The sequence below is a fragment of the Nonomuraea sp. NPDC003727 genome, from assembly GCF_053586935.1.
The window spans coordinates 287,700-311,348 of sequence record NZ_JBSFNE010000003.1; the positions used below are offsets into that span (position 1 = coordinate 287,700).

The 23,649-nt window shown below is 70.7% G+C and carries 21 protein-coding genes and 1 tRNA gene; 3 read left to right on the top strand and 19 right to left on the bottom strand.

The features are described from left to right. Positions 1–18: 18 nt before the first annotated feature. The 18 genes from ACWDLG_RS10095 to mfd form a co-directional block, all read right to left on the bottom strand. A complete protein-coding gene (locus ACWDLG_RS10095; RefSeq protein ID WP_354905975.1) occupies positions 19–252 on the bottom strand; it encodes a DUF4287 domain-containing protein in 234 nt (77 codons plus the stop codon). Between the two features lie 156 nt (positions 253–408). Then, complete coding sequence (locus tag ACWDLG_RS10100; RefSeq protein ID WP_449918045.1) at positions 409–1,197, bottom strand: Bax inhibitor-1/YccA family protein; 789 nt, start codon at positions 1,195–1,197, stop codon at positions 409–411. A gap of 484 nt (positions 1,198–1,681) precedes the next feature. Further along, positions 1,682–1,754: transfer RNA gene (locus tag ACWDLG_RS10105), tRNA-Leu, on the bottom strand. A gap of 49 nt (positions 1,755–1,803) precedes the next feature. Beyond that, positions 1,804–2,319 (bottom strand): peptide deformylase, encoded by a 516-nt coding sequence (locus ACWDLG_RS10110; protein WP_354905569.1) that lies wholly within the window; start codon positions 2,317–2,319, stop codon positions 1,804–1,806. After that, positions 2,316–2,828, bottom strand: coding sequence for a glycine cleavage system protein R (locus ACWDLG_RS10115; RefSeq protein WP_354905566.1), 513 nt, complete (start codon positions 2,826–2,828; stop codon positions 2,316–2,318). Before ACWDLG_RS10115 ends, ACWDLG_RS10110 begins: the two co-directional genes overlap by 4 nt. Positions 2,829–2,876: 48 nt before the next feature. Beyond that, positions 2,877–4,154, bottom strand: a complete 1,278-nt coding sequence (locus tag ACWDLG_RS10120) for an NAD(P)/FAD-dependent oxidoreductase (protein WP_449918650.1) — start codon at positions 4,152–4,154, stop codon at positions 2,877–2,879. A gap of 124 nt (positions 4,155–4,278) precedes the next feature. After that, positions 4,279–5,100, bottom strand: coding sequence for a uracil-DNA glycosylase (locus ACWDLG_RS10125; protein ID WP_449918048.1), 822 nt, complete (start codon positions 5,098–5,100; stop codon positions 4,279–4,281). Between the two features lie 119 nt (positions 5,101–5,219). Further along, complete coding sequence (locus ACWDLG_RS10130; protein WP_449918050.1) at positions 5,220–6,131, bottom strand: hypothetical protein; 912 nt, start codon at positions 6,129–6,131, stop codon at positions 5,220–5,222. Continuing rightward, positions 6,131–6,457, bottom strand: coding sequence for a PadR family transcriptional regulator (locus ACWDLG_RS10135; RefSeq protein ID WP_354905556.1), 327 nt, complete (start codon positions 6,455–6,457; stop codon positions 6,131–6,133). The genes ACWDLG_RS10130 and ACWDLG_RS10135 overlap by 1 nt, the downstream gene beginning before the upstream one ends. Before the next feature lie 89 nt (positions 6,458–6,546). Further along, complete coding sequence (locus ACWDLG_RS10140) at positions 6,547–8,034, bottom strand: hypothetical protein (RefSeq protein WP_449918053.1); 1,488 nt, start codon at positions 8,032–8,034, stop codon at positions 6,547–6,549. A 176-nt stretch (positions 8,035–8,210) separates the two neighbouring features. After that, entirely contained in the window at positions 8,211–9,158 is a 948-nt protein-coding gene (locus tag ACWDLG_RS10145) for a Ppx/GppA phosphatase family protein (protein WP_449918055.1), read from the bottom strand. Next, positions 9,155–9,661, bottom strand: a complete 507-nt coding sequence (locus ACWDLG_RS10150; protein WP_449918057.1) for a DUF501 domain-containing protein — start codon at positions 9,659–9,661, stop codon at positions 9,155–9,157. The genes ACWDLG_RS10145 and ACWDLG_RS10150 overlap by 4 nt, the downstream gene beginning before the upstream one ends. Next, positions 9,648–10,085, bottom strand: coding sequence for an FtsB family cell division protein (locus tag ACWDLG_RS10155; RefSeq protein ID WP_354905545.1), 438 nt, complete (start codon positions 10,083–10,085; stop codon positions 9,648–9,650). Before ACWDLG_RS10155 ends, ACWDLG_RS10150 begins: the two co-directional genes overlap by 14 nt. Positions 10,086–10,785: 700 nt before the next feature. Continuing rightward, on the bottom strand, positions 10,786–12,063 hold the full coding sequence (gene eno / locus ACWDLG_RS10160; RefSeq protein ID WP_354905542.1) for a phosphopyruvate hydratase: 1,278 nt from the start codon (positions 12,061–12,063) through the stop codon (positions 10,786–10,788). Between the two features lie 42 nt (positions 12,064–12,105). Beyond that, positions 12,106–14,061, bottom strand: coding sequence for a WD40 repeat domain-containing serine/threonine protein kinase (locus tag ACWDLG_RS10165; protein WP_449918061.1), 1,956 nt, complete (start codon positions 14,059–14,061; stop codon positions 12,106–12,108). A gap of 34 nt (positions 14,062–14,095) precedes the next feature. Beyond that, entirely contained in the window at positions 14,096–15,013 is a 918-nt protein-coding gene (locus ACWDLG_RS10170; protein WP_449918063.1) for a MazG family protein, read from the bottom strand. Position 15,014: 1 nt separating this feature from the next. Continuing rightward, positions 15,015–15,599, bottom strand: a complete 585-nt coding sequence (locus ACWDLG_RS10175) for a SurA N-terminal domain-containing protein (protein ID WP_354905534.1) — start codon at positions 15,597–15,599, stop codon at positions 15,015–15,017. A 47-nt stretch (positions 15,600–15,646) separates the two neighbouring features. After that, a complete protein-coding gene (mfd, locus tag ACWDLG_RS10180; RefSeq protein WP_449918067.1) occupies positions 15,647–19,135 on the bottom strand; it encodes a transcription-repair coupling factor in 3,489 nt (1,162 codons plus the stop codon). 407 nt (positions 19,136–19,542) lie between these two features. On the opposite strand from mfd, the gene ACWDLG_RS10185 reads away from it, so the two are divergent. The 3 genes from ACWDLG_RS10185 to ACWDLG_RS10195 are packed head-to-tail and all read left to right on the top strand — an operon-like array spanning position 19,543 to position 22,408. Then, positions 19,543–20,256 (top strand): methyltransferase type 12, encoded by a 714-nt coding sequence (locus tag ACWDLG_RS10185; RefSeq protein WP_449918069.1) that lies wholly within the window; start codon positions 19,543–19,545, stop codon positions 20,254–20,256. A 44-nt stretch (positions 20,257–20,300) separates the two neighbouring features. Beyond that, positions 20,301–21,530: an adenylyl-sulfate kinase gene (gene cysC / locus ACWDLG_RS10190; RefSeq protein ID WP_449918071.1), complete on the top strand. Its 1,230-nt coding sequence runs from the start codon at positions 20,301–20,303 to the stop codon at positions 21,528–21,530. Further along, positions 21,527–22,408: a sulfite exporter TauE/SafE family protein gene (locus ACWDLG_RS10195; RefSeq protein WP_449918072.1), complete on the top strand. Its 882-nt coding sequence runs from the start codon at positions 21,527–21,529 to the stop codon at positions 22,406–22,408. Before cysC ends, ACWDLG_RS10195 begins: the two co-directional genes overlap by 4 nt. Here ACWDLG_RS10195 and ACWDLG_RS10200 read toward each other — a convergent pair. After that, positions 22,353–23,417, bottom strand: a complete 1,065-nt coding sequence (locus ACWDLG_RS10200) for a glycoside hydrolase family 26 protein (RefSeq protein ID WP_449918074.1) — start codon at positions 23,415–23,417, stop codon at positions 22,353–22,355. The two genes, ACWDLG_RS10195 and ACWDLG_RS10200, sit on opposite strands and share 56 nt — an antisense overlap. Between the last annotated feature and the right edge of the window lie 232 nt (positions 23,418–23,649).

The following is a 23,649-nucleotide window of genomic DNA, read 5'->3' on the forward strand; positions in this document are numbered from 1 at the left end:
GTCGGGGCGTGTGGGGTTTTAGATGAACCCCATCCGGTTACGGCGGTGCCGCTCGTGCTCGAGGACGATGGCTGCGGCGTAGCCGTGAGTGAGCCCGTGTTCCTCGGCGAGCCAATGAGCTCGCTCGTCGCATCTGAGGAACGATGGACCGTTGTCAATGGCTTGGAACCACTCTGGGAGTTCGCGTCCCGTAATGGCAGGGACCCTCGCGATCAGCTTCGTCTGCATCTCCGGTGAGTGGTTCAAGGACATGGGCACCTCCACGGATTGGTCCTTTGCTCGACACTGCAACACCTCACCGCGAATGGCAACCCCTCGGCGGCCAGCGTTTTGTCACGCCGGGTAGATCACTGGTGGCGCAAAGAAAAGACCCCGCTGGTGGACCAGCGGGGTCTCGTGGGTCGACGATCAGTCGTCGCCCGAGAAGTAGCTGATGAATCGCAGCACCTCGAGGTAGATCCAGACCAGGCTCAGCGTGAGCCCGAACGCGCACTGCCACGCGAACTTCTCCGGAGCGCCCACCTTCACCGCGCGCTCGATCTCGTCGAAGTCGAGCAGCAGGAAGAAGGTGCCGAGCAGGATCATCGCGGCGCTGAAGATCCAGCCGAGCGGGCTGTCGGTCCGCAGGCCGAGGCCACCGTCGACGAAGAAGCCGGCGATGAGGTTGACCAGGACCAGGGCGAGCGCGCCGATCGCGGCGGCCACCACGAACTTGGTGAACTTCGGCGTGACCCTGACGATCCGCAGGGAGTAGACGGTCAGGACGGCCGCGAAGGCGAGCGCCGTGCCGATCACCGCCTGGAGCACGATGCCGTTGAAGAACGACTCGTACATGCGGCTCAGGGCGCCGACGAAGACGCCGTAGAACAGGGCGTAGCCCAGGATGAGCGCCGGACTGGTGCTCTGCTTGAACGAGGCGATGAGGCCGAGGACCACACCGATGAGGGCGGAGACCGCGGCCACGCCCATGCCCACCTCGAAGTACCACGCGGCGGCGCCGGCCACGACGAGCGTGCCGAGCGTCATGAATCCGCGGACCACGACGTCGTCGATGGTCATCGTCCTGACGGCCGGCGCGGTGGGCGGGGCGTAGGCCGGGCTGTCGTACATCCCCTGCAGGTGCTCGGGGCTCGGGGTCCACCCTTGCTGCTGGTGGGTGTACGGCGACCGGCTGAAAACGGGGTTCTTACTCTCCATCGCTGCCTCCACGCTGCGACCAACGTGATCAGAATATGGGACAGGGCGTCACACTGGCCAAGTCACGCCGGGATCTATGTACTTTCGAGACTTCTGCAGCGTGCCCAACGAACGAGGCCTCCCGCCGGTTCCCGGACGCCGCGACCCTCGACGAACACCCCGGATCCCAGGTCGGCGTTATTTGCCCGTTTTGTCCTGTTTTTGGAGGCGGCGGAACGCATCCGCCCACCTATTGCCGTCACTAAGCGTGGCCTTCCGGTAAGAGGTGTTCACCTCGGTTTAACCGGGCCGGAAAACCGTTTTCAGCCGCCCGCATAAAGGGACCCGAACCGACCAGAGGAAAGGACCGCTGTCAAGCCCTTCGCCGGACCCGCCGATCACCGGGATGCCCGGCGGACACGCAGCGTCGCGGGCCCCTGACAGCAGGTCCGGACGTCAAGGAGAAACGCCTGGTCAGAGCCATAAATTCGATATAAATAAGCGGTGCCCCCGGCGGGATTCGAACCCGCACGTCAACCCTTTTAAGGGGTTTGCCTCTGCCATTGGGCCACGGGGGCGCCGCAATCATACGAAACGGACCATGCTCACGAGGAGCACAACTTTGTATCAGGCGTAACAAGAGTGAGATCTGTGGTGAAGTGCCCGCGCTCCGGACACTCTGTCCAGGAAGAGCACACCGTCCAGATGGTCCAGTTGATGCTGGATGCAGCGTGCTTCGAAGGCGTCCGCCTCGATCGTCACGGACTCGCCCGTTCTGGGCAGCTCGCCGGACACCGTGATCCTCGTGGCGCGGGGCACCTCGCCGAGCAGTCCCGGCACCGAGAAGCAGCCCTCCCTGCCGTGGCGCCAGCCGGCCGCCTCCGCCAGGCGGGGGTTGACCAGCGTGACCGCGCCTGCGCTCGACCTGCTGCGTGGGTGCAGGCTCGCGTTCACCGCGATCAGCCGCCAGCTCAGCCCGATCTGGGGAGCCGACAGCCCGGACGGCTTGCCGATCGCGCGCAGCGTCGCCAGCAGGTCGTCGGCGGCGGAGACGACGAAGGGATCGGTCGGGTCCACGATCTCGGCCGAGGCGGACAGCACCGCGTGGGGGGCGCGCACGACCTCGCGCGGAACTCCGCTCACAGCAGGTCCGGTTCGCCCGGACGGAAGGTGATCTCGGAGCCGAGGTTCGCGCCGACCGCCGCCAGCTTGCGCATGAGATCGGCCACGTCGACCGCGGCCGGCAGGGCGACGTCGGCGATGAGCACGTAGAGGCGCCCGCTCAGCCGGGTGCTCATCCCGGTGATGTTGCCGCCGACCGAGGCCAGCACCCCGGCGACGGCCGAGATGATCCCCGGCTTGTCCGGGCCGTGCAGCGTGAGCACGTACTCCAGGCCGGCGCCCGGACAGCTGAAGTGACGGCTCGCGTCGACGGCCGCCGCGCTGACCACGACCTCGGGGATGCGCACCCGCTCACGCAACTGCTCGGCCGACAGCTCGCCCGCGACGAGGAGCATCATCGCGACGTGCCCGCCGAGCAGCGTCATGGTCGAGTCCTGGATGTTGACGCCGCACTCGGCCAGCGATCCTGTCACCTCGGCTATCACGCCTGGCCGGTCGACGCCGAGCACGGTCACCGCAGAGAGCCCCACCCCTGGATCTCCCCCTTCTCATCGTGCGGGAAGGAGGGTTCCGAAGCGTTATCGGCGGCGGTTGCTCGCGACCGCCGCCCTGAAACCGTCGCGCGGGTGCTCCATCTCGCCGAGAGACACCGTCTCCCGCTTGAAGAACAGCGCAAGCGTCCAGTCCGCGACGACGCGCACCTTGCGGTTCAGCGTCGGTACCCGGGACAGATGGTAGGTGCGGTGCATGAACCATGCAGCCAATCCGCGAAGCTTGATGCCGTAGACGTTCGCGACGCCCTGGTGGAGCCCCAGCCCGGCGACCGATCCGACATACTTGTGGCGGTATTCGACCAGTTGCTCGCCGCGGAGCGCGTGGATGATGTTGTCGGCGAGCACCTTCGCCTGCCGTACGGCGTGCTGGGCGTTGGGCGCGCAGAACTGGCCGGGGTTGGTGACGTCGGGCACGCCCGCCGCGTCACCGGCGGCGTAGGCGTCCTTCGTGCCGGCGATGGTCAGCTTGGTGGTGGTCTTGATCCTGCCGCGCTCGTCGATCGGTAGGTCGCCCTCGGTCACGATGGGGCTGGGCTTGACGCCCGCCGTCCAGACGAGGGTCTCGGCGTCGAACTCGGTGCCGTCCGACAGCACCACGTGGCCGCCGGTGGCCGACTCGAGGCGCGTCTCCAGCTTGACCTCGATGCCGCGCTCGCGCAGCTGCTCCAGCGTCCACTTGCCCATCTCGGGGCCGACCTCGGGCAGGACCCTGTTGGTCGCCTCGACGAGCACCCAGCGCACGTCCGAGGGCTTGATGTTGCGGTAGTAGCGGGTGGAGTCCTTGGCCATGTCCTCGAGCTCGGCCAGCGCCTCGACGCCCGCGAACCCGGCGCCGACGACCACGAAGGTCAGCGCCCGCTCGCGCACCTCGGGGTCCTCGGTCGACTCGGCCACGTCGAGCTGGTGCAGGACCCTGTTGCGCAGGGCGATGGCCTCGCCGACGGTCTTGAAGCCGATGCCGATGTCGGTCAGGCCGGGAATGGGGAGGGTCCTCGAGATCGAGCCCGCGGCCATCACGAGGACGTCGTAGGAGATGTCCCTCGCCTCGCCCTCGCCGGGGGCGAAGGTGACCGTCCTGCCCGCGTGGTTGACCTTGGTGACCACGCCGTTGAGGATCTCGACCTTCGGCAGCACGCGACGCAGCGGGGCCACGACGTGCCGCGGCGACAGGTTGCCCGCGGCGGCCTCCGGCAGGAAGGGCTGGTAGGTCATGTAGGAGTTGGGGTCGATGACGGTGATGTGCACGCGGCCGTCGCGCAGCTCCTTGCCGAGCCTGCGCTGCAGTCGCAGAGCGGTGTACATGCCGACGTAGCCACCGCCGACGATCAGGATGTGCTTGTTCACCTGAGGTCCCATCCTCGAGTTCACCCTTGTGAAATCTTTCACAAGCATAACCGTGCAACCGCGGAGGAGGCCAAGGGATTCCCTAGTGAGCCTCCCCACATTCGGGCACCTGCCCGGCGATCTCCGCCGCGCGGCGGAAGATCCCGTCGAGCATCGCGGCGGTGACCCTGCCGGTGAAGGTGTTCTGCTGGCTGGGGTGATAGCAGCCGAGCAACGTCACGCCGGCCTCGCCGTACGACAGGGGGACCTCGACGCCGTGGCCGAACGGCGGCCTGGTGCGCGGCATGCCGTACCCGGTCTCCTTGAGCGCGGGCCAGACCGCCTGCCAGGCGTAGCCGCCCAGCGCCACCACCACGCGCACGCTGCCGGCGACGAGCGCGAGCTCGCGCTGGAGCCAGGGGTAGCAGGCGGCCTTCTCCTCCGGCAGCGGCTTGTTGGCGGGCGGCGCGCAGCGCACGGCGGCGACCATGCGGGTGTCGATGAGCCGCTGGCCGTCGCCGGCGCGCACGCTGGTCTCCTGGACGGCGAGCCCCGTGCGGTACAGCGAGGCGAACAGCCAGTCGCCGCTGCGGTCGCCGGTGAAGATGCGCCCGGTCCTGTTGCCGCCGTGGGCGGCGGGCGCGAGCCCGACCAGCAGCACGCGCGGCTCCCGCGCGCCCCAGCCCGCGACCGGCCGTCCCCAGTAGGTCTCCTCCGCGAAGGCGCGCCGCCTGACCTGCGCGACCTCCTCCCGCCACGCCACCAGGCGCGGGCACGCCCTGCAGACCGACTGGCGGGCCGTCAGCTCCGCGATGGTACGGCTGGCGGCCGCGAGCTCCCGCACCCCCTCGGGCGAGTGCGCCACGGGGGTGTCGGGAGCCGCGGGATCATCGGGCCAGCCGGTGCCGGGAGGTACGAAGCTCATGGCACCGATAGTGCCCGATGGTGTAAACCGCCGGCAGGGCCCGCCCATCGCCGGCGCCCCCAGCAACGGCCCGGCGCGTCGCTGTGGGCCTCCGGCGGGCGACAGCGCCGTCCGGCGGATTACTCGGATTCGTCCGTCCGGACGGGGGCGGGCGTGGCGGTGCCCATCGGCACGGGCGCTTCGGACGGCCTCGCACAGGCGGCGGGCGCCCTGGTGGGCGCGGGGACCGAGCCGTCCTCGACGCCGGGCTCGACGGCCGGCTCGACCAGCGGCAGCGGGTAGCGGTTGAGCACCGGCTCGCCGCACGAGCGGTCCACGACGTAGCCGGAGTCCTCGAAGTTCGTGGTGACCGGCCGGCCGTCCTGGTCGTAGAGGTAGACGTCGGTCAGCGGCGTGCCGTCCTTCGCGTACGGCCTGATGTTGACGACGTCGCCGAAGGAGGAGACGGTGTCCATCTGGATCGGCGCCTCGTAGGCCATCGGCGGGTTCTCGAGCCTCATCCGCATCTGGTCGGCGTGGACGGCGCCGGCGAGCAGGCCCAGCGCGGCGATGCCCGAGGCGAGCGCCGAGGTGAGCCGCGGCCAGCGGCTCCTCGGCGCCCTGCCGAGGAGGACAGAGATCCAGACGGCTGCGGCGACCAGGGCGATCTCGCCCAACGCGTCGGGCACGAGCTGCTCTTCGTCCGCTACCGAGATCAGCAGCATGGCCAGGACGTAACCGCGCAGCACCCACCACCCTGGCCGCAGTTCGGGGAGGAAGCCGCTCAACCGTGTGAGGGCCGGATGCCGGGCCAGCGCCGCGCCCGCCTGCCTCAGCCGGGACTTCGTGCGCCGCTCACCGGTCCTGCCGCCGTAGGCGGCCGCCAGCTCCGCCGCGTACGCCTCGGGCGGCCCCAGGCGCTCCTCGAGCGAGACCTCCGACTCCGACGCCACCTCGGCCAGGTGGTCGTCCAGGTCCTCCAGCAGTTCCTCGCTGTTGGGATGGCCGGCGAGGGCCTCCCGTACGGCCTGCGCGTACTGTTCGGGTGTCATCAGGGATGCCTCTCCTTGAGCAGGTCGGCCATCGTCGCGGCGAAGGAGGTCCAGGTCGCGGCCGAGGCGGCGAGCTGGGCCCGGCCGACGTCGTTCAGGCCGTAGTACTTGCGATGCGGCCCCTCGTCGGAGGCCACCACGTACGAGGTCAGCGCGCCCGACTTGAACAGGCGGCGCAGCGTGCCGTAGACGGACGCGTCGCCCACGTCCTCCAGACCGGCCTCTCGCAGCCTCCGGACGACGTCGTAGCCGTAGCTGTCGCGTTCGTGGAGGACCGCCAGGACGGCGAGGTCGAGCACGCCTTTGAGGAGCTGGGTGCTATCCACGCGATGCACACTACTGTGCAATGCGTAATACCGGCAACAGAAAAACCGGGCGGCGCCGGCGAAGGCGCCGCCCGGTCTCAGTCAGCCGATCAGGCACCCGTGGAAGCCTTCTCGTCCGCCTTGGCCGGCGCAGGGCAGTGGTCGCCGTACGTGGCCAGGCTGCTGTCAGACCCGACACCCGCGAGGGTCGCCTTGGCGTTGATGCCGTTGGTGCCCGCAGCCGGGAGGCTGAAGGACACGGTCTGGCTGCCCGCCTTGTCGAAGTCGAGGGTGACGTTCTTGCTGAAGCCGCCCACCTCGCTCCACAGCTGGACGACGACGTTCTTCGCGGCACCGTTGACCGTCACGGTCGCGGTCGCGTTGATCGTCGAGCCCTTGCCGTCCTTGCAGGTGGTCTGGTCGTGCACAGCGGAGACGCTGACCTTCACCGAGGTCGCGGCCGGCTCGGGCTTCTGGCAGGCCGCGTAGGACTGCGAAGCCGAGTCGCGGTTGTTCGGACCCACGATGGAGATCGAAACGGTGCCGCCCTTGGTGGCCTCACCGCTCAGCGCCTGCTCCGAAAGCCCGACCGTCTTGCTGCCGGCGCCACCGAAGTAGGTGTCGCCGCTGGCCACGGCCTTGCCGTTCACCGACCACACGTACTCGACACGGCCACGGCCGGTCGCGTTGATGGTGGCGTTGGCGCCGACCGCGCAGGTGTTGTGGTTGGTGCCGGTGGTGGGAGTGGCCACCGAGACCTTGGTCTCGTTGTGGCCGCCGTCATCCTTGCACCAGACCTTGTAGCCGGCACGGTTCGACTCGGTCGCGCCACGGCCGAGGGTCTCGAGGACCGCCCAGCCACGGTGGCTGTAACGCGGGGAGAAGCCGAAGCCGACCTTCCGCGTGTCCCAGACCTTGACCTTGCCGCCGTCGACGACGTCACCGTTGAGGATCCAGCGGTAGTGCACCCAGCGGGGGCGGTCCACCTTGATCACACCGGTGAAGTCGATCTTGTCGCCGGGGGTACACGAACCCACGTACGTGCTCGGCGAGGCCCACGCACGGGCGTACACCTTGTCGTAGTCGGCCTCGTGCAGGCCGTCCCCGTCGTTGTTGCCGTTGTCACCGCACGCGACCGAGAAGTAGACCTTCTTCGACTTCACGTGCTTCGGACCGAGGACCTCGACGGCCTCCCAGCCCTTGACGTTGTCCGTGAACTTGATGGCCTGCGCAACGTTGATCGTCTTGACCCCGTTGCCCGCGACCTTCTTGGTCTGGACCTTGCCCTTGGACCCATTGCCGTGCAGCCAGCGCCACGCGACCGTGGTCGAGCCCTTGAGCTTGACCTTGATCTGCGCGGAGAACTTGACGTTCACCGGGCAGGCGCCCTCGTAGTCACGGACAGACGCCTTGGGCGTCGTGACCGAGATCGCGAGCGGCTTCGCCTTGGTGGCACCGGCAGCGGTGGACAGCGTGCCGGCCTTGGCCGTGGTCGCCGCCTGAGCCGGGGCGGCGGCCAGCCCCGTGACCATGGCGGCCAGCACCGCAGTCGTGGCGCCGAAGGCGGCCACTCTGCGAGCCAGTCCTGAGGACTTCATGTGAGAGTGCTCCATTCCGTGAGGGAAAAGGTGCGCTCGGGAACGGTCGCCACGCCGGCACACCCCGTGCCGAACCATATGGCAAAGCCCCCGTAAAGCTCCTTTACCTAATCACAGAACAGAATGCACTCTCAACAGGCCCCAAAGGGGGTGAATGTCCGAAAATCCAGAAAATTTCAGGCGATGGACCAGGCGATTCCGTCCAGAATGTCGTGTTCGCTCACGACGACCTGCGCAAACCCGAAACGTCGCACGATACGGTCCAGAATCAACGCCCCCACGCCAATGACGTCGACGCGTCCTGGATGCATCACAGGAACCGCGGCCCGCTCACCATGCGTCATGGCGAGAAGCCGACGCGTCACCTCATGAACCTCTTCGGCCGAGATAATCGCGTGATGAATCCGCTCCGGATCGTAGGCGGGAAGGTCGAGCGCGATGCCGGCGACCGTCGTGACCGAACCCGCCAGGCCCACGAGCGTGCGCGCCTGCCGTACCGGGACCTCCGCCTCGACCCGGTCGAGCGCGGCCTCGATGTCGGCGACCACCCGCTCGAGCGCCTCCGCCGAGGGCGGGTCGCCCGCCTCCCGCAGGTGGCGCTCGGTCAGCCGTACGCAGCCGATGTCGACCGACAGCGCCCCCTGCGCGTGGTCGGTGCCCACGACGAACTCGGTGGAGCCGCCACCGATGTCGACCACCAGGTACGGCGGCAGCGGCCCCTCGGGCACACCGGTCTCCAGCGACAGGTGAAGCAGCCCGTGGGTGGCGCCGGTGAAGGAGAGCTCGGCCTCCTCCCCACCCGAGACCACCTCGGGCGCCACGCCGAAGATCTCCCGCACCCCGTCGACGAACTCCTGCCGGTTGTCGGCGTCGCGCGTCGCGCTCGTCGCCACGACCCTCGTGCCGGTCGCGCCGTGCTGGTCGATCAGCTTGCGGTAGTGGCGCATGGCGGCGAAGGTCCGCTGGAGCGCCTCGGGCGCGAGCCGTCCCGTCCGGTCGACGTCCTGGCCGAGCCTGACGATCTCCATGCGCCGCTCGATCTCGTGGAGCTCGCCGCACCGGATGTCGGCGATCAGCAGGCGGACGGAGTTCGTGCCGCAGTCGACGGCCGCCACCCTGGTCACTGTTCGTCCTCCACCCGCACGCAGGGACCGCCCGCCCACCACTCCGGCAGCCGCTCCAGCGCCTCCGCGCCGAACGGGTTGCCGCCCGGCACCGCCAGCTCGTGCGCGACCAGCGCGTGCAGGCACTTCACCCGGTACGGCATGCCGCCCGTGCTCTGCATGTCGCGCGGCAGCGGCTCCATGCCCTCCTCGGCCGCGGCCTTGTCACGCCCGGCCACGTAGTCGTCGTGGGCGGCCCGGTAGGCGGCGGCCAGCTCCTCGTCGTCGGCGAGCCTGGCCTGCATCTCCTTCATCAGCCCCGAGCCCTCGAGGGTGCCGATCGCCGAGGCGGCCTTCGGGCACGTCAGGTAGTAGAGCGTGGGGAACGGCGTGCCGTCGGGCAGCCGCGGCGCGGTCTCGACCACGTCGGGGTTGCCGCAGGGGCAGCGGTGCGCGACCCTGCGCAGGCCCCGCGGCGGACGGCCGAGCTGCCGCTCGACCGCCTCGATGTCATGGCTTTCCATCGTCCTTCTTCTCCTCGGCCGTGGCCGACGCGGGGGCCTTGACGCCCTTGCCCGTGTCGGCCGCCTCGACCGACTCCCACAGCGTCTGGTACCAGGGCGGCGTCATGGCGAGCTGCTGCCGGGCGCCCGACTTGGCCTGCTTCGGCTTGTTGTCGGCGACCATGAAGCACTTCTCGCCCGCGCCGCAGTAGTGGAGCCTGCGCCTGGCCTCGCGCTTGATGTAGTTGGGGTCCTGCAGCTGCCGCTGGCGCTCGGCCAGCAGGCGCTGCTCCTCCTGCTCCTTGGCCTTCTCGGCCTCCAGCTCGGCGATCGCGCGACGCTGGGCGACGTATTCGCGCACGGGATAGGCCAGGCTCATGGCGATCGCGCACACCACCACCGCGAGGATCGCGGCCCGTCCCGTCAACTGCGGTCGCTTCGCCACCTGTGCTCCCTCCGCCTCGTTCCGCTGCCCCTACCCCCGGCCGTGACCGCCTCCCCTGCGATCGGGGCGGCGGGCCCTCGGCCACCGGGGCCCGGCAGCGCGCCCGCTCCAGTCCGCCCCCAGGACGCTCGACGGACCGCCCGACAGCCACCCGGACCACCCGGCACGCCGTACCGCCCGGCAGCCGCACAGACCGCCCAGCACGCCCAAGCACCCCCGGACCGCCGGAGGAGGTCCGGACCGTCCGACAGCCACACGCCTCCCCGCCGTTCGCCGGGGTCGGCCGCTCAGCCGGTGTTCCCACCGTAGGCCGGATGGTCCCGGTACGGCGGCTCGACCGGCCACTACCGGTCCGGCTGCCCGGCCGTGATACCGGGCCGGTCGCAGACCGGTGGGACCGGGCCGGCGGATGGTCGGTGTCCGGGCGGGCGCCCGGACACGAGGTGTCCGGACCACTCGTCCGGGTCACCAGGTGTCCGGACCGTCCAAGGCGTTGCCACTCATCCCAGCCGCCAGGTGGCCGGACCACGCGGGACGTTCCCGCTCGCTCCGGTCACCAGGTGGCCAGGCCACGGGGTGTTCCCCGCTCGTCGAGCGGCCGGCCGGCCGGGCTCGGCGAGCCACGGGGCCCGGCGCGCGGGCGACCCCGCGGCCGGTTTCGAGGAGGCGCCCGAGGCCTGACGCAGGGCCGTAGTAGAAACTAGCGCCGGAACCGCGGGAAAGCCGCGCGACCCGCGTAACGCGCGGCGTCGTCCAGGATTTCCTCGATGCGGAGCAGCTGGTTGTACTTGGCGACCCGGTCGGAGCGCGCGGGGGCGCCCGTCTTGATCTGGCCGCAGTTGGTCGCCACGGCGAGGTCGGCGATCGTGGTGTCCTCGGTCTCGCCCGAACGGTGGCTCATCATGCAGCGGTAGCCGTTGCGGTGGGCCAGGTCGACCGCGTCGAGCGTCTCGGTCAGCGTGCCGATCTGGTTGACCTTGACCAGCAGCGCGTTGGCGGTGCCCTCGGCGATGCCGCGGGCCAGCCGCTCGGGGTTGGTCACGAACAGGTCGTCGCCGACGAGCTGGACCTTGTCGCCGAGCGCCTTGGTGATCTTGTTCCAGCCTTCCCAGTCGCTCTCGTCCAGCGGGTCCTCGATGGAGACCAGCGGGTAGGACTCGACCAGGTCGGCGTAGAAGGCGATCAGCTCGTCGGCCGAGTGGCCCTTGCCGTCGATGGTGTAGACGCCGTCCTTGTGGAACTCGGAGGCGGCCACGTCGAGCGCCAGCGCGACGTCTTCACCCGGCCGGTAGCCGGCGCGCTCGATGGCGACCAGGATCAGGTCGAGCGCGTCGCGGTTGGACGGCAGGTTGGGCGCGAAGCCGCCTTCGTCGCCCAGGCCCGTGGCGTAGCCCTTCTCCTTCAGCACGCCCTTGAGCGCGTGGTAGACCTCGGTGCCGACGCGGAGCGCCTCGCGGAACGTCTCGGCCCCGATCGGGGCGATCATGAACTCCTGGATGTCGACGTTGGTGTCGGCGTGGGCGCCGCCGTTCAGGATGTTCATCATCGGCACGGGCAGCACGTGCGCGTTGGGTCCGCCGATGTAGCGGAACAGCGGCAGGTCGGCGCTGTCGGCCGCGGCCTTGGCCACGGCCAGCGACACGCCGAGGATGGCGTTGGCGCCGAGCTTGCCCTTGTTGGGCGTGCCGTCCAGGTCGATCATGACCTGGTCGATGATGCGCTGCTCGTCGGCGTCGATGCCCAGGATCTCGTCAGCGATCTCGTCGGTGACACCGAGCACGGCCCTCTCGACGCCCTTGCCGCCGTAGCGCTCGTCGCCGTCGCGGAGCTCCACGGCCTCGAAAGCGCCGGTGGACGCCCCGCTGGGGACCGCTGCGCGGCCTGTGCTGTTGTCGTCGAGGAGGACCTCGACCTCGACCGTCGGGTTGCCCCGGGAATCGAGGATCTCGCGGGCGGAAACGGCCTCGATGGAAGCCACGTCAGGCGCTCCTAGAGTCGAAGGACGGTTTGCCATGAAAGCCTATCGACCTCTACCAGCCGGTACGCCATCGAGGCTCCACATGGCCACGCCCCTGCCGGCGACGCCCGCGACCACGACGGGCGCGCCGCCGACCACCCCCGTGGCGACGGCGCCCACCTTGCCGGCGGCGATCACGGTGGCGTACGGCCGGCAGGTCGCCAGGTCCCACACGCGCACGCCGTCGCCCGCTCCGACCAGCAGGTTCCCGCTGGCGGCGAGGAAGGGCGGGGCGGAGCCGACGCGGCAGGTCTCCTGACCGCCGTCGGAGCCGACGACCTGCACCTGCCCGCGCCCCTGGACGGCCAGCACCCGCCGGCCCGCGGCAGGGACGGCGGCGTGGACCGCGACGGCGCCCTTCCATGGCATCGTCTCGGGCCCTGGCGTGCCGGCCCACGGCCGCCACCTCTTGACCCGGCCGTCGGAGCCGCCGACGAAGACGCTCTCGCCGTCCCCCGCCGACGACAGGCTGCCGGTCCCGCGGCCGTCGAGCAGGAACGTGCCCGTCCTGCCGCCGGTCGCCAGGTCCCATGCCTGGATGCGGCCCTCCGCGCAGCCGGCGACCGCCGCGGCGCCCTCCGGCCGCTGGACGACCGCCAGATGGGGGCGCCCCTCGCAGACGGGGATCGCCTTCACGGGAACCGAGCTGCCCGGGTACCACCAGCGCACCGCGCCGTCGTCGGCCGCCCACACCAGCGCCTGCCGCCCGCCCACGTCGGCGAAGGTGAGCGAGCCGAGCCCGCGGGCGCGCTGCCGCGGCGCCCGGGCCACCAGGCCGCCCTTGACCGGGTCCCACACGCTCAGCTCGCCGGTTCCTGCCTCGGCCGCCGCCACGACGGCCGACCCGTTGAGCCGGCCGACGGCCAGGGCGTTCACCGTTCCCCTCCCGAACGCCGCGCCGATCCGCCTGCCGAAGGCCGGGGCGGGTGACGCGGCCGCGACGGCGCCTCCGCCCGTGCTCGGGGCCGTGGTGCCGCCCTGCCAGACCAGGCCGGCCGCCAGCCCGGTCATCAGCACCGCGCCCACGGCGCCCACGGCGAGCGGGCGGCGCCGTACCGGGGCCGCGCGGCGCGCCCTGGGCGAGGACGCACGCGAGGAATCGCGCGAGGACGCCCGCGAAGGCCTCGCGTTGCCGGGTGCGGTGCCGCCGGTCGTGGTGCCGTCCAGGAGGGCGTGCAGCACCTCGTCGGCCGACGGCCGCGAGTCCGGCTCCTTGGCCAGGCAGGCGGCCAGCAGCGAGCGCAGCGGCTCGCCGATGCCCCGCAGGTCGGGCTGCGCCGTGAGGATGCGGTGCATCACCGCGGGAATCGACTCCCCCGCGAACAGCGCCCGGCCCGTGGCGGCGTAGGCCATCGTCGTCGCCCACGCGAACATGTCCGAGGCGGGGGTGGCGGGCCGGCCGGCGATCTGCTCCGGCGACATGTAGCCGGGAGTGCCGACCACGCTGGAGGCGGTGGTGCCCGCGTCCACGGCCTTCGCGATGCCGAAGTCGATCACCCTGGGGCCGTCGAGGCCGATGATCACGTTGCTGGGCTTGAAGTCGCGGTGCACGATGCCCGCGCGGTGGATGGCGGCGAGCGCGGCCGCCGTCCCGACGGCCAGCCGGTCGAGCGCGCCGTCGGCGCGCGGGCCCTCCTTCGCGACCAGCTCCTGCAGCGAGGGGCCCTCGACGTACTCGCTGACGATGTACGGCCAGCCCTGCGCCAGCCCCGTCTCGATCACCTTGGCGGTCGAGAAGGCGGCCACCCGCGCGGCGGTCGCGCCCTCCTGCAGGAACCTGCGCCTGGCGTGCTGGTCGCCCAGCAGCCGCGCGTGCAGGATCTTCACCGCGACCCTGCGGCCGTCGGGTCCCTCCCCCAGGAACACCGAGCCCTGACCGCCGTCGCCGATGCCGCCGACCAGACGGTAACCGCCTACCTCGGGCGGCTCACCAGGATGCAGTCGCCTTAATACCCCCATGCCGGACGATCCTGGCATTCGGGAGTGACGTCCGCTACCGGGACTCCCAGGCCTCCACCCGGTCGCGGTAGGTCCGCGCCGCGGCGCGCAGCTCGGCCTCGGCGTCGAGCCCCGCCTGCTGCGCCCGCCGTACCAGGTCGAACAGCTCCCTGGCCACGCCCTGCCCGACCGCGTGGGCCAGGCTCTCCGGGACGCCCGTGCTCTCGGCCCTGCGGATCAGCTGCGCGGCGAGGGACAGCGCGGGCTGGCCCATCGGCACGCCGTCGAACAGTTCCTTGCCCGCGCGCTCGGCGGCCTTGATGGCCTCCCAGTTGGCGTTGACCTCGTCGGCGCTCTCGACGATGACGCTGCCGAACACGTGCGGGTGGCGCCGCACGAGCTTGGTGACGATCGCGTCGGCCACGTCGTCGATGTCGAAGCCCTCGGCCACCCGCGAGTGGAAGGCGACCTGCAGCAGCACGTCGCCGAGCTCCTCCCGCAGCTCGGCGTAGTCGCCCCTCTCGACCGACTCCTGGACCTCGTAGGCCTCCTCGATCAGGTAGGGCACGAGGGAGGCGTGGGTCTGCTTGCGGTCCCACGGGCACTCGGCGCGCAGCCGGTCCATCACCGCGACCAGGTCGAGGACGCGGGCGCCCGGCAGGTCGTAGGAGCCGGGCACGACCTCGATCACCGGCGGCTCGTCGAGCGCGAGAGCGGCGTGGCCGACCGCGCGCATGAAGTGCTCGTCGTCGGTGGCGAGCCAGACCACCGTGGCGTCGACGGCCTGCCGTACCAGGGCGGCGTGGTCAGGTACGACCACCTCCACCTCGATGCCCGCCTCCGCCAGGTACGGCAGCTGCGGGTGGTCCTCCGAGGCGGTCAGCACCCGCCCCGAGGCCAGCGCCTGCCACGCCTGGCGGCTGAGCAGGCCGGGCGCGACCCGCGGGGAGGTGGTGACGACGACGAGCGGCATCTCAGCCCTGGGCGGACAGCTTGCCGAAACGGCCGGAGTCGACGAAGCCCTTGGTGGGGTCGAAGGTGCCGTAGCGAGGACTGTAGGTGATCTTGATGGCGGCGGCTTCCTTGATCAGCCTCTGCTGGCCGCGCTGCTGGGCGGCCTGGTCGGTGCCGCCGCCGTACTGCTGCATCAGCTTGGAGATGGCGATCGAGGTGCCGATCCACTCGCGGGTGTAGGCCGGCGGCACGCCTTGGGCCAGCGTCTGCTGCTCGACCGCGGGCAGCCCGCCCGAACGGGCGATGAGCTGGTCGATCTCGCCGTCGGTGACCTTGGCGCCCGCCTTGGCGGCCAGCTGCCTGAACTGCGCGACGTTGACCATCTGCAGCAGCGCGTACTGCGTGACCGGCAGCTGCATCTGCGACTGCGGGATCTTGGCCTTGGCCAGCGCCGCTTCGAGCTGCTTGACGTTCGTGTTCAGAGCGTCGGCCGAGATGCGCTCGTTGCCGACGATGGCCGCGGCCCCGGCCTGAACGGGCGACGAACAGGCGGTCACCGCGACACCCAGCGCGGCCACGGCGACGGCCACTCGAATCGACTTCACTTTGATCCCTTCGCGATCGATCACGCTGCCCGAGCGCGTTTCGTCGGTTACTTTACCCTCGCCGGTTCGAGGAACATGACTTCGACCAGGTCCGAGCACCATTTCAGCAGCTCGAGGTCTCGCAGCGGCACCCCGCCCAGCGGCTTGGTCTTCGGCGCGGGCACGAGCAGCGTCTCGGCCGCCTGCTTGTAGATGGCCTTCTTGTACAGCCGGTCCAGCCTGACCTGCTGCGAATCCTTCAACACGACGGGGCCGAACTTGATGTTCTGGCCCTGGAGCGTCACGTCGGTCAGCCCCGCCTTGCGGGCCTTGAGCCGGAAGCGCGCCACCTCCATGAGGTTGTCCACCTCGACGGGCGGCTTGCCGTACCGGTCGGTGAGCTCGGCGCGCACCTCGTCGATGTGGGTCTCGGCGGTGATGGCGGCGATCCGCTTGTACGCCTCCAGGCGCAGCCGCTCCGAGGTGACGTAGTCGTGCGGGATGTGCGCGTTGATCGGCAGCTCGACCTTGACGTCCTGGTGCTCCTCCTCGACCTCGACGCCCGAGAGCTTGGCCTTCTGCTCCTTGACGGCCTCCGCCATCAGCCGGACGTACAGGTCGAAGCCGACGCCGGCGATGAATCCCGACTGCTCGGCGCCGAGCACGTTGCCGGCGCCGCGGATCTCCAGGTCCTTCATCGCGACGTACATGCCCGCGCCCATCTCGGTGTGCTGGGCGATGGTGGCCAGGCGCTCGTGCGCGGTCTCGGTGAGCGGCTTCTCCGGCGGGTACAGGAAGTAGGCGTAGCCGCGCTCGCGGCCCCGGCCGACCCGGCCGCGCAGCTGGTGGAGCTGCGACAGACCGTAGTTGTCGGCCCGGTCGACGATCAGCGTGTTGGCGTTGGGCACGTCCAGGCCGGACTCCACGATCGTCGTGGAGACCAGCACGTCGTACTCGCGCTCCCAGAAACCGACCATGATCTTCTCGAGCTGGTGCTCGTTCATCTGGCCGTGCGCGACCGCGATGCGCGCCTCGGGGACCAGCTCCTTCAGCCTGGCCGAGACCCTGTTGATCGAGGCGACCCGGTTGTGGACGAAGAAGACCTGGCCGTCGCGCATCAGCTCGCGCCTGACGGCGGCCGCGATCTGCTTCTCGTCGTACGGCCCGACGAAGGTCAGGATCGGGTGCCGCTCCTCCGGCGGGGTCAGGATCGTCGACATCTCCCTGATGCCGGTCAGCCCCATCTCCAGCGTGCGCGGGATCGGCGTGGCCGACATCGCCAGCACGTCGACCTGGGTGCGCAGGTGCTTCATGGCCTCCTTGTGCTCGACGCCGAAGCGCTGCTCCTCGTCGATGATGATCAGCCCCAGGTCCTTGAAACGCACCTCGGGGCTGAGCAGCCGGTGCGTGCCGATCACCAGGTCGACCTGGCCGCCCTTGAGCCCTTCGAGGGTCTGCTTCACCTCGCCGTCGGTCTGGAAGCGGGAGACCGGCTTCACCGTGACGGGGAAGCTGGAGAAGCGCTCGCTGAACGTCGACAGGTGCTGCTGCACCAGGAGCGTCGTCGGCACCAGCACCGCGACCTGCTTGCCGTCCTGCACCGCCTTGAAGGCCGCCCGCACCGCGATCTCGGTCTTGCCGTAGCCGACGTCGCCGCAGACCAGCCGGTCCATCGGGACGGGCCGCTCCATGTCGCGCTTGACCTCGTCGATGGCCTCCAGCTGGTCGCCGGTCTCGGCGTAGGGGAAGGCGTCCTCCATCTCCCGCTGCCACGGCGAGTCCGGCGCGAAGGGGTGGCCTGGGCTGGCCATGCGCGCGCTGTAGAGGCGGATCAGCTCGCCTGCGATCTCCTTGACCGCCTTCTTCGCCCTCGACTTGGCCTTGGCCCAGTCGGCGCCGCCCATCCTGTTGAGCGTGGGCGCCTCGCCGCCGACGTAGCGCGTCACCTCGTCGAGCTGGTCGGTCGGCACGTAGAGGCGGTCGCCCTTGGCGTACTCGATGACGAGGTACTCGCGGGTGGCGCCCTGCACGGTCCGCTGCACCATCTCCACGTAGCGGCCCACGCCGTGCTGCTCGTGCACCACGTGGTCGCCGACCTTGAGCTGCAGCGGGTCGACCATGTTCCGCCGCCTGCTGGGCAGGCGGCGCATGTCCTTGGTGCTCGCCTTCTGCCCGACCAGGTCCAGATGCGTGAGTACGGCCAGCCCCGGCGTCACGAAGCCGTGCTCGATGCGCCCGGTCGAGACGTGCACCACCTTCGGCTCCGGTGTGCTGTCGAGATACCTCGACAGGCGGGCGGGCACGTCCACGCCCTTGAGCAGTTCGACCATCCGCTCGGCCGGCCCCATGCCCTCGCTGAGCAGCACGACCGCCTTGTCCTCGCCCAGCCAGCCCTTGATGTCGGCCAGCGCCTTCTGGGTGTCGCCCCGGTAGGACTCGCTGTCCTGGGCCTCGAGCTCGACGCCCTCGCCGAAGGGCGCCATCGTCCACCACGGCAGGCCGAGTGAGTCGGCCTGGTCGCGGACCTCCTCCAGGGTGCGGAAGGCCGCCGCGTCGAGGTCGATCGGCGCCTCGCCGCCGGCCGCCGCGTTGATCCACGACGCCTCGAGGAACTCCTGGCTCGTCCTGACCAGTTCCTCCGCCCTGCCCCTGATCCGCTCCGGATCGCATACGAACACCGCCGCCTTCGCGGGCAGGTGGTCGATCAGCAGGTCCATCTCCCCCGCCAGGGCCGGCGCGAACGCCTCCATGCCCTCCACCGGCATGCCCTCGGCGAGCTGGTCGAGCACCTCGGCCAGCGACGGGTGCTCGCCGGCCAGCTCGGCCGCCCTCGCCCGCACCTCGTCGGTCAGCAGCAGCTCGCGGCACGGCGGCGCGAACAGGCCGTCGCCCGCCACCTCGAGCGAGCGCTGGTCGGCGACCTTGAACCAGCGGATCTCCTCGACCGTGTCGCCCCAGAACTCCAGGCGCAGCGGGTGCTCCTCGGTCGGCGGGAACACGTCGAGCAGTCCGCCGCGCACGGCCACCTCGCCGCGCTTCTCGACCATGTCGACCCGGGAGTAGCCGTTCTGGATGAGGCGCGCCACCACGTCGTCGAGCTCGGCGTCGTCGCCGGCCTTGAGACGGATCGGCTCCAGGTCGCCCAGGCCCTTCACGATCGGCTGCAGCAGCGCCCGGACCGGCGCGACGATCACCGACAGCGGGCCCGCCGTCGCGTCGCCCTTCACCGGGTGCGCGAGCCTGCGCAGGACGGCCAGCCGCTGGCCCACCGTGTCACTGCGCGGCGACAGGCGCTCGTGCGGCAGCGTCTCCCACGTGGGGAAGACCGCCACGGCGCCCGGTTCGATGAGGCTGGTCAGCGCCGCCGCCAGGTCCTCGGCCTCGCGGCCCGTCGCGGTGACGGCCAGCACCGTACGCCGGTCGTGCTCGGCGAGCGCGGCCACGGCGAAGGGCCGCAGCGCGGCAGGCGCGATCAACGCGGCGTCGCCGCCCTGCTTGAGGGCGGCGGTCAACTTCGGGTCGGCGGAGACAAGGTCAAGCAGTCCGGAAAGACTCATCAGATACGCCCTCAAGCCCCACGACGGCAACACGACTACCCCCGGCCGGGTGGGGTCGCGGGGGTCTTGTCCGACCAGACTACTTCCACCGGCGCCACCACATGCCCGCGACGCCGCCCCCCGGCCCTCCCCTCGCTCTCCCAGGGGGATGCCGGAGCCTCGGCCTCCCAGGGGATGCCGGAGCGACCCGCCCTCACCCCGGGTTGCCCGCCGCCCGGAGACCAGCCCGAACCCCGCTCCTCCCGAACCCGGCACGACGGCGGGCGAGCGCGGGCTAGAGTCCACGAGGACGGCACCGCGCCCGCCGGAGCAGCCCCTGACGTCAACCGAGACTCGCCCGCGAGTACCCCACAGGATCGCGAAGGAAATACCCAACAGATCGCGTTTGTGTGATTACTCTGGGTGACATGGCTGACGTGCAGTCGGTCGCCAGGGGCGACCTCTTCGAGCAGCGGATCCGCGAGCAGTGGACCGAGCAACTGGGGCGCAGGCTCGACCTGCTCGTCGCTGGGTGCGCCCACGACTCGCCTCTCGCCCTCGACGGGATCGACACCAGGGCCCTCGGCGTCGACGAGGACCTGCCTGCCGTCAGGGCCCTGATGGCGGGCCGTACCGACCTGGACGCCTGGACGCTCGGCGACCTGCGCTCGGTGCCCGTCACGCCGCGCTCGTTCGACGCCGTCCAGGTGACCTTTCTCGTCGAGCGCATCCAGCACGCCGAACTGGTCCTCGACCGCCTGCTGAACGGCCTGCGGCCGGGCGGGCTGCTCCTGCTGCGGATGCGCGACCGGTCCACCGCCTACGGCCTGTGCGCCAGGCTCACCCCCGGGTGGCTGCGCCGCCTGCTGTGGCCGCGCCTGTCGACCGGCGAGGGCGCGGGGCCGCTGCCCGCCGTCTACGAGCCGGTCTCCTCCCGCGAGGGCATGCACGCGTTCTGCCTGATGCGCGGCCTGATGATCTGTGACGACCTCAGCTCGACCAGCGGCCCCGCCATGGGGCGGATCGGCTCGGCGGTGGTGCGGCTGGTCGACAAGCTGTCGCGGGGGCGGTTCACCTCTTCCTACGACGAGGTGACGATGGTCATCAGGAAGCCCCAGAATCATTTCGCCCGGCTGATATGACCGGGTAAGGTATATCCGACTAAGTCGACCGGAATTGTGGAGCGATGACGGCGAATCTCCAGTGGACCCCCGACCCTCGCGAGCTCGCCGACCTTGAGTTGCTGCTCTCCGGCGCCTTCCACCCGCTGACCGGTTTCCTCGGCCATGACGACCTTCATGAGGTCGCCGCGCACGGCACGCTCGCCGACGGCAGCCCCTGGCCCGCGCCCGTGACGCTGCGCGTCCCCGAGGCCAAGCAGGGCGACAGGGTGACCCTCCTCGACCCTGAGGGCGTCGCGCTCGCCGTGCTGACGGTGGCAGAGACCGGCCACGACGACCTGGTGGCGGGCCCCGTCGAGGCGCTCGGCGCCGCCGAGCACGGCCCCTTCGCCCGGCTGCGCCGCACCCCCGCCGAGGTGCGCGAGGAACTGGCCGGCCGTCCCGCGCTGGCCGTCACCATGCGCGGCCCGCTCGACGACCTGAGCACGCAGGAGATCCTGGCCGTCGCCGAGGAACTCGAGGGCGTCGTCGTGCTGCTGCCCCTGGCGTACGGCGAGGGCGGCCCCGCGGTGGTCAGAGCCGCGCTGAAGGCCCGCGAGAAGCTGCCGGACGACACGATCGTCGTCTCGGTGCCGCTGGCCCCCCGCGAGGACCACGAGATCGACCTGGAGCTGCGCGAGCACGTCGCGACCGCCTACGGCGCCACCGAGCACCTGGCCGGCCCCGAGCCGGTCACGCTGCCGGGCCCGCCGCACCGCAGGGGTGTCGTGGTCTTCTTCACCGGCCTGTCGGGGTCCGGCAAGTCGACGATCGCCCGCGGCCTGCGCGACGCCCTGCTGGAGCTCGGCACCCGCACGGTCACCTACCTGGACGGCGACGTGGTGCGCCACCTGCTGTCCAAGGGCCTGACCTTCTCCAAGGCCGACCGCGACCTCAACATCCGCCGCATCGGCTTCGTCGCCGCCGAGGCCGCGCGGCACGGCGGGCTGGCCATCTGCGCGCCCATCGCGCCCTACGCCGCCACCCGCGAGGAGGTGCGGGCGCTGGTCGAGTCGGTCGGGGCCGACTTCCTGCTGGTGCACGTGTCCACGCCGCTGGAGGAGTGCGAGCGCCGCGACCGCAAGGGCCTGTACGCCAAGGCCCGCGCCGGCGAGATCCCCGCGTTCACCGGCGTCTCCGACCCCTACGAGGAGCCCGAGGACGCCGACCTGGTCATCGACACCACGCACCTCTCGGTGGGGGCCGCCGTCTCCCGGGTCCTCGACACCCTTCGCGGCGGAGGATGGGTTCGTTGATCGATCTCCCCCTGGCGGCCGGGTCGTTCGTCGTCGCGATCGTCGTCGGCCTGACCGGCATGGGCGGCGGGGCGCTGATGACGCCCATGATGATGCTGTTCTTCAACGTCCCTCCGCTGGCGGCCGTCTCCAGCGACCTGGTCGCCTCGGCGGTCATGAAGCCGGTCGGCGGCCTGGTCCACCTGCGCAGGGGCACCGTCAACCTGCGTCTGGTGGGCTGGCTGTGCGCCGGCTCGGTGCCGGCCGCCTTCAGCGGCGTCTTCCTGGTGCGGGCCTTCGGCGACGGCGCGGCCGTCCAGCAGGCGGTGAAGGTGTCGCTGGGCATCGCGCTGCTCCTGGCCGTCGCCGGTCTGGTGCTGAAGGCCTGGCTGGGCGGCAAGGGGGGCTCGTCGAGCGCCCATGAGATCGTCGTGCGCCCGATTCCGACTGTACTGGTCGGTATGGTGGGCGGCGTGGTGGTCGGTGTCTCCTCCGTCGGATCCGGGTCACTGATCATCGTGGCGCTGCTGGCCCTCTACCCCGCGCTCAAGGCCAACCAGCTCGTCGGCACCGACCTGGTGCAGGCCGTCCCCCTCGTGGGCGCGGCGGCGCTGGCGCACCTGTTCTTCGGCGACTTCCAGCTCGACCTCACCTTCTCGCTGCTGCTGGGCTCGGTCCCCGGCGTCTATCTCGGCGCGCGGATCTCCGCGTGGGCGCCCGGCGCGACCATCAGGGCACTGCTGGTCCTGGTCCTGCTCGCGTCGGCGCTCAAGCTCCTGAGCGTGCCCGACCCGGCCACGCTGTGGATCGTTGGCGCGACGGCCGTCCTCGGCGGCGCCGCGCTCACGGTCGCGGCACGCTCGTCGCGGAGAAGTGCGGATCCGTCGCGAGTGTGGTGAAGGCGCGCGCGGCCCCCGGGTCGGTGTCGAACCTGGTGTCGCCCCGCGGCGCGCGCGGCGAGTCGAAGTAGACCAGCGCCTTGATCTGCGGATAGCGCCCGACCTGGGCGCGCACGGACTCGAAGAAGGCGCGCTTGTGGCCGGCGGAGAACACCCCCCACTCCGCGATCATGATGGGCTTGCCGGGGAAGCGCCACTGCATCCAGCGGGAGAAGCCCGGCCAGCGCGGGTAGTCCTTACGCGTCTTGTTGACCAGCCCGTCGAAGTCGCGCACCGCGCTGTCGACGTAGGGGTCCATCGCCACCCAGTCGACCACGTCGTCGCCGGGGTAGAGCTGCTCGAACCACGGCTGTGAGGCCCAGTTGGGCGCCCCCATGTAGGTCATCACCGTGACGGCGTTCCTGACCCCTTTCGCGCGCAGCCGCTGCACGACGTGGCGGAACATCGCGGCGTAGTCGGTGGCCGTCATGCCCGAGCCGGGGTCCGCCCTGACGTCGTCCTCGGGCTCGTGGTGGACGGTGAGGAAGAAGCGCTCGGGGAAGGTCCGCCTGATGTGGTCGGCCAGCCGGTCGATGCGGCGGTCGAGCGCCCCGCCGGCGATGGCGGCCCAGGTGGTGTCGAACGTCGGCTTCCAGTTGACCAGCAGCAGCCTCGGGTGGGCGGGGTCGCGGGCCAGCGCGATCTCCCTGCCGGTCGGGAACAGCTCGCTGCCGCGGTGGTAGACGTGCAGGATGTCGGCGGTGCGCCCCATGCGCTTCTCCGCACTGGCGAGCGCCCTGTCGGACGTCAGCCCGGTGAAGATCTCGGGCGCGATCCCCCACCACGCGCCGCAGGACGGGATGAGCTTGGCCGTGACCTCGCACGCCGGCGACTCCGTGATGCCGAGCATGCCGTTCACTTCGGCCTCGACCGTGGGATCGGCCTGGACGTGCCGGGCCGTACCCGAGGCCGTGGAGCAGGCCGGCAGTGCGGCGAGCAGAATGAGCGCCACTGCTTTTCTGAGACGCAAGTCGTCTCCACTCCCCTCGTAATTACTGTCAGCCCCCGCCGTGTTGCCGAACTACCCTGCCACGCCTGCCACCTGCCGGGTCGCGAGTTTCCCGGATCGCCAACACCGACATTTCGCAATAATGGGCGATATTTAGCGGGGGGTCCGGGAGAAAATCTTCAGTATTCAACCGGGGAAATATCCGCCCGCCCTATAGTGACGTGACCCAGTAACCCAGAGTCGCACAGCGACT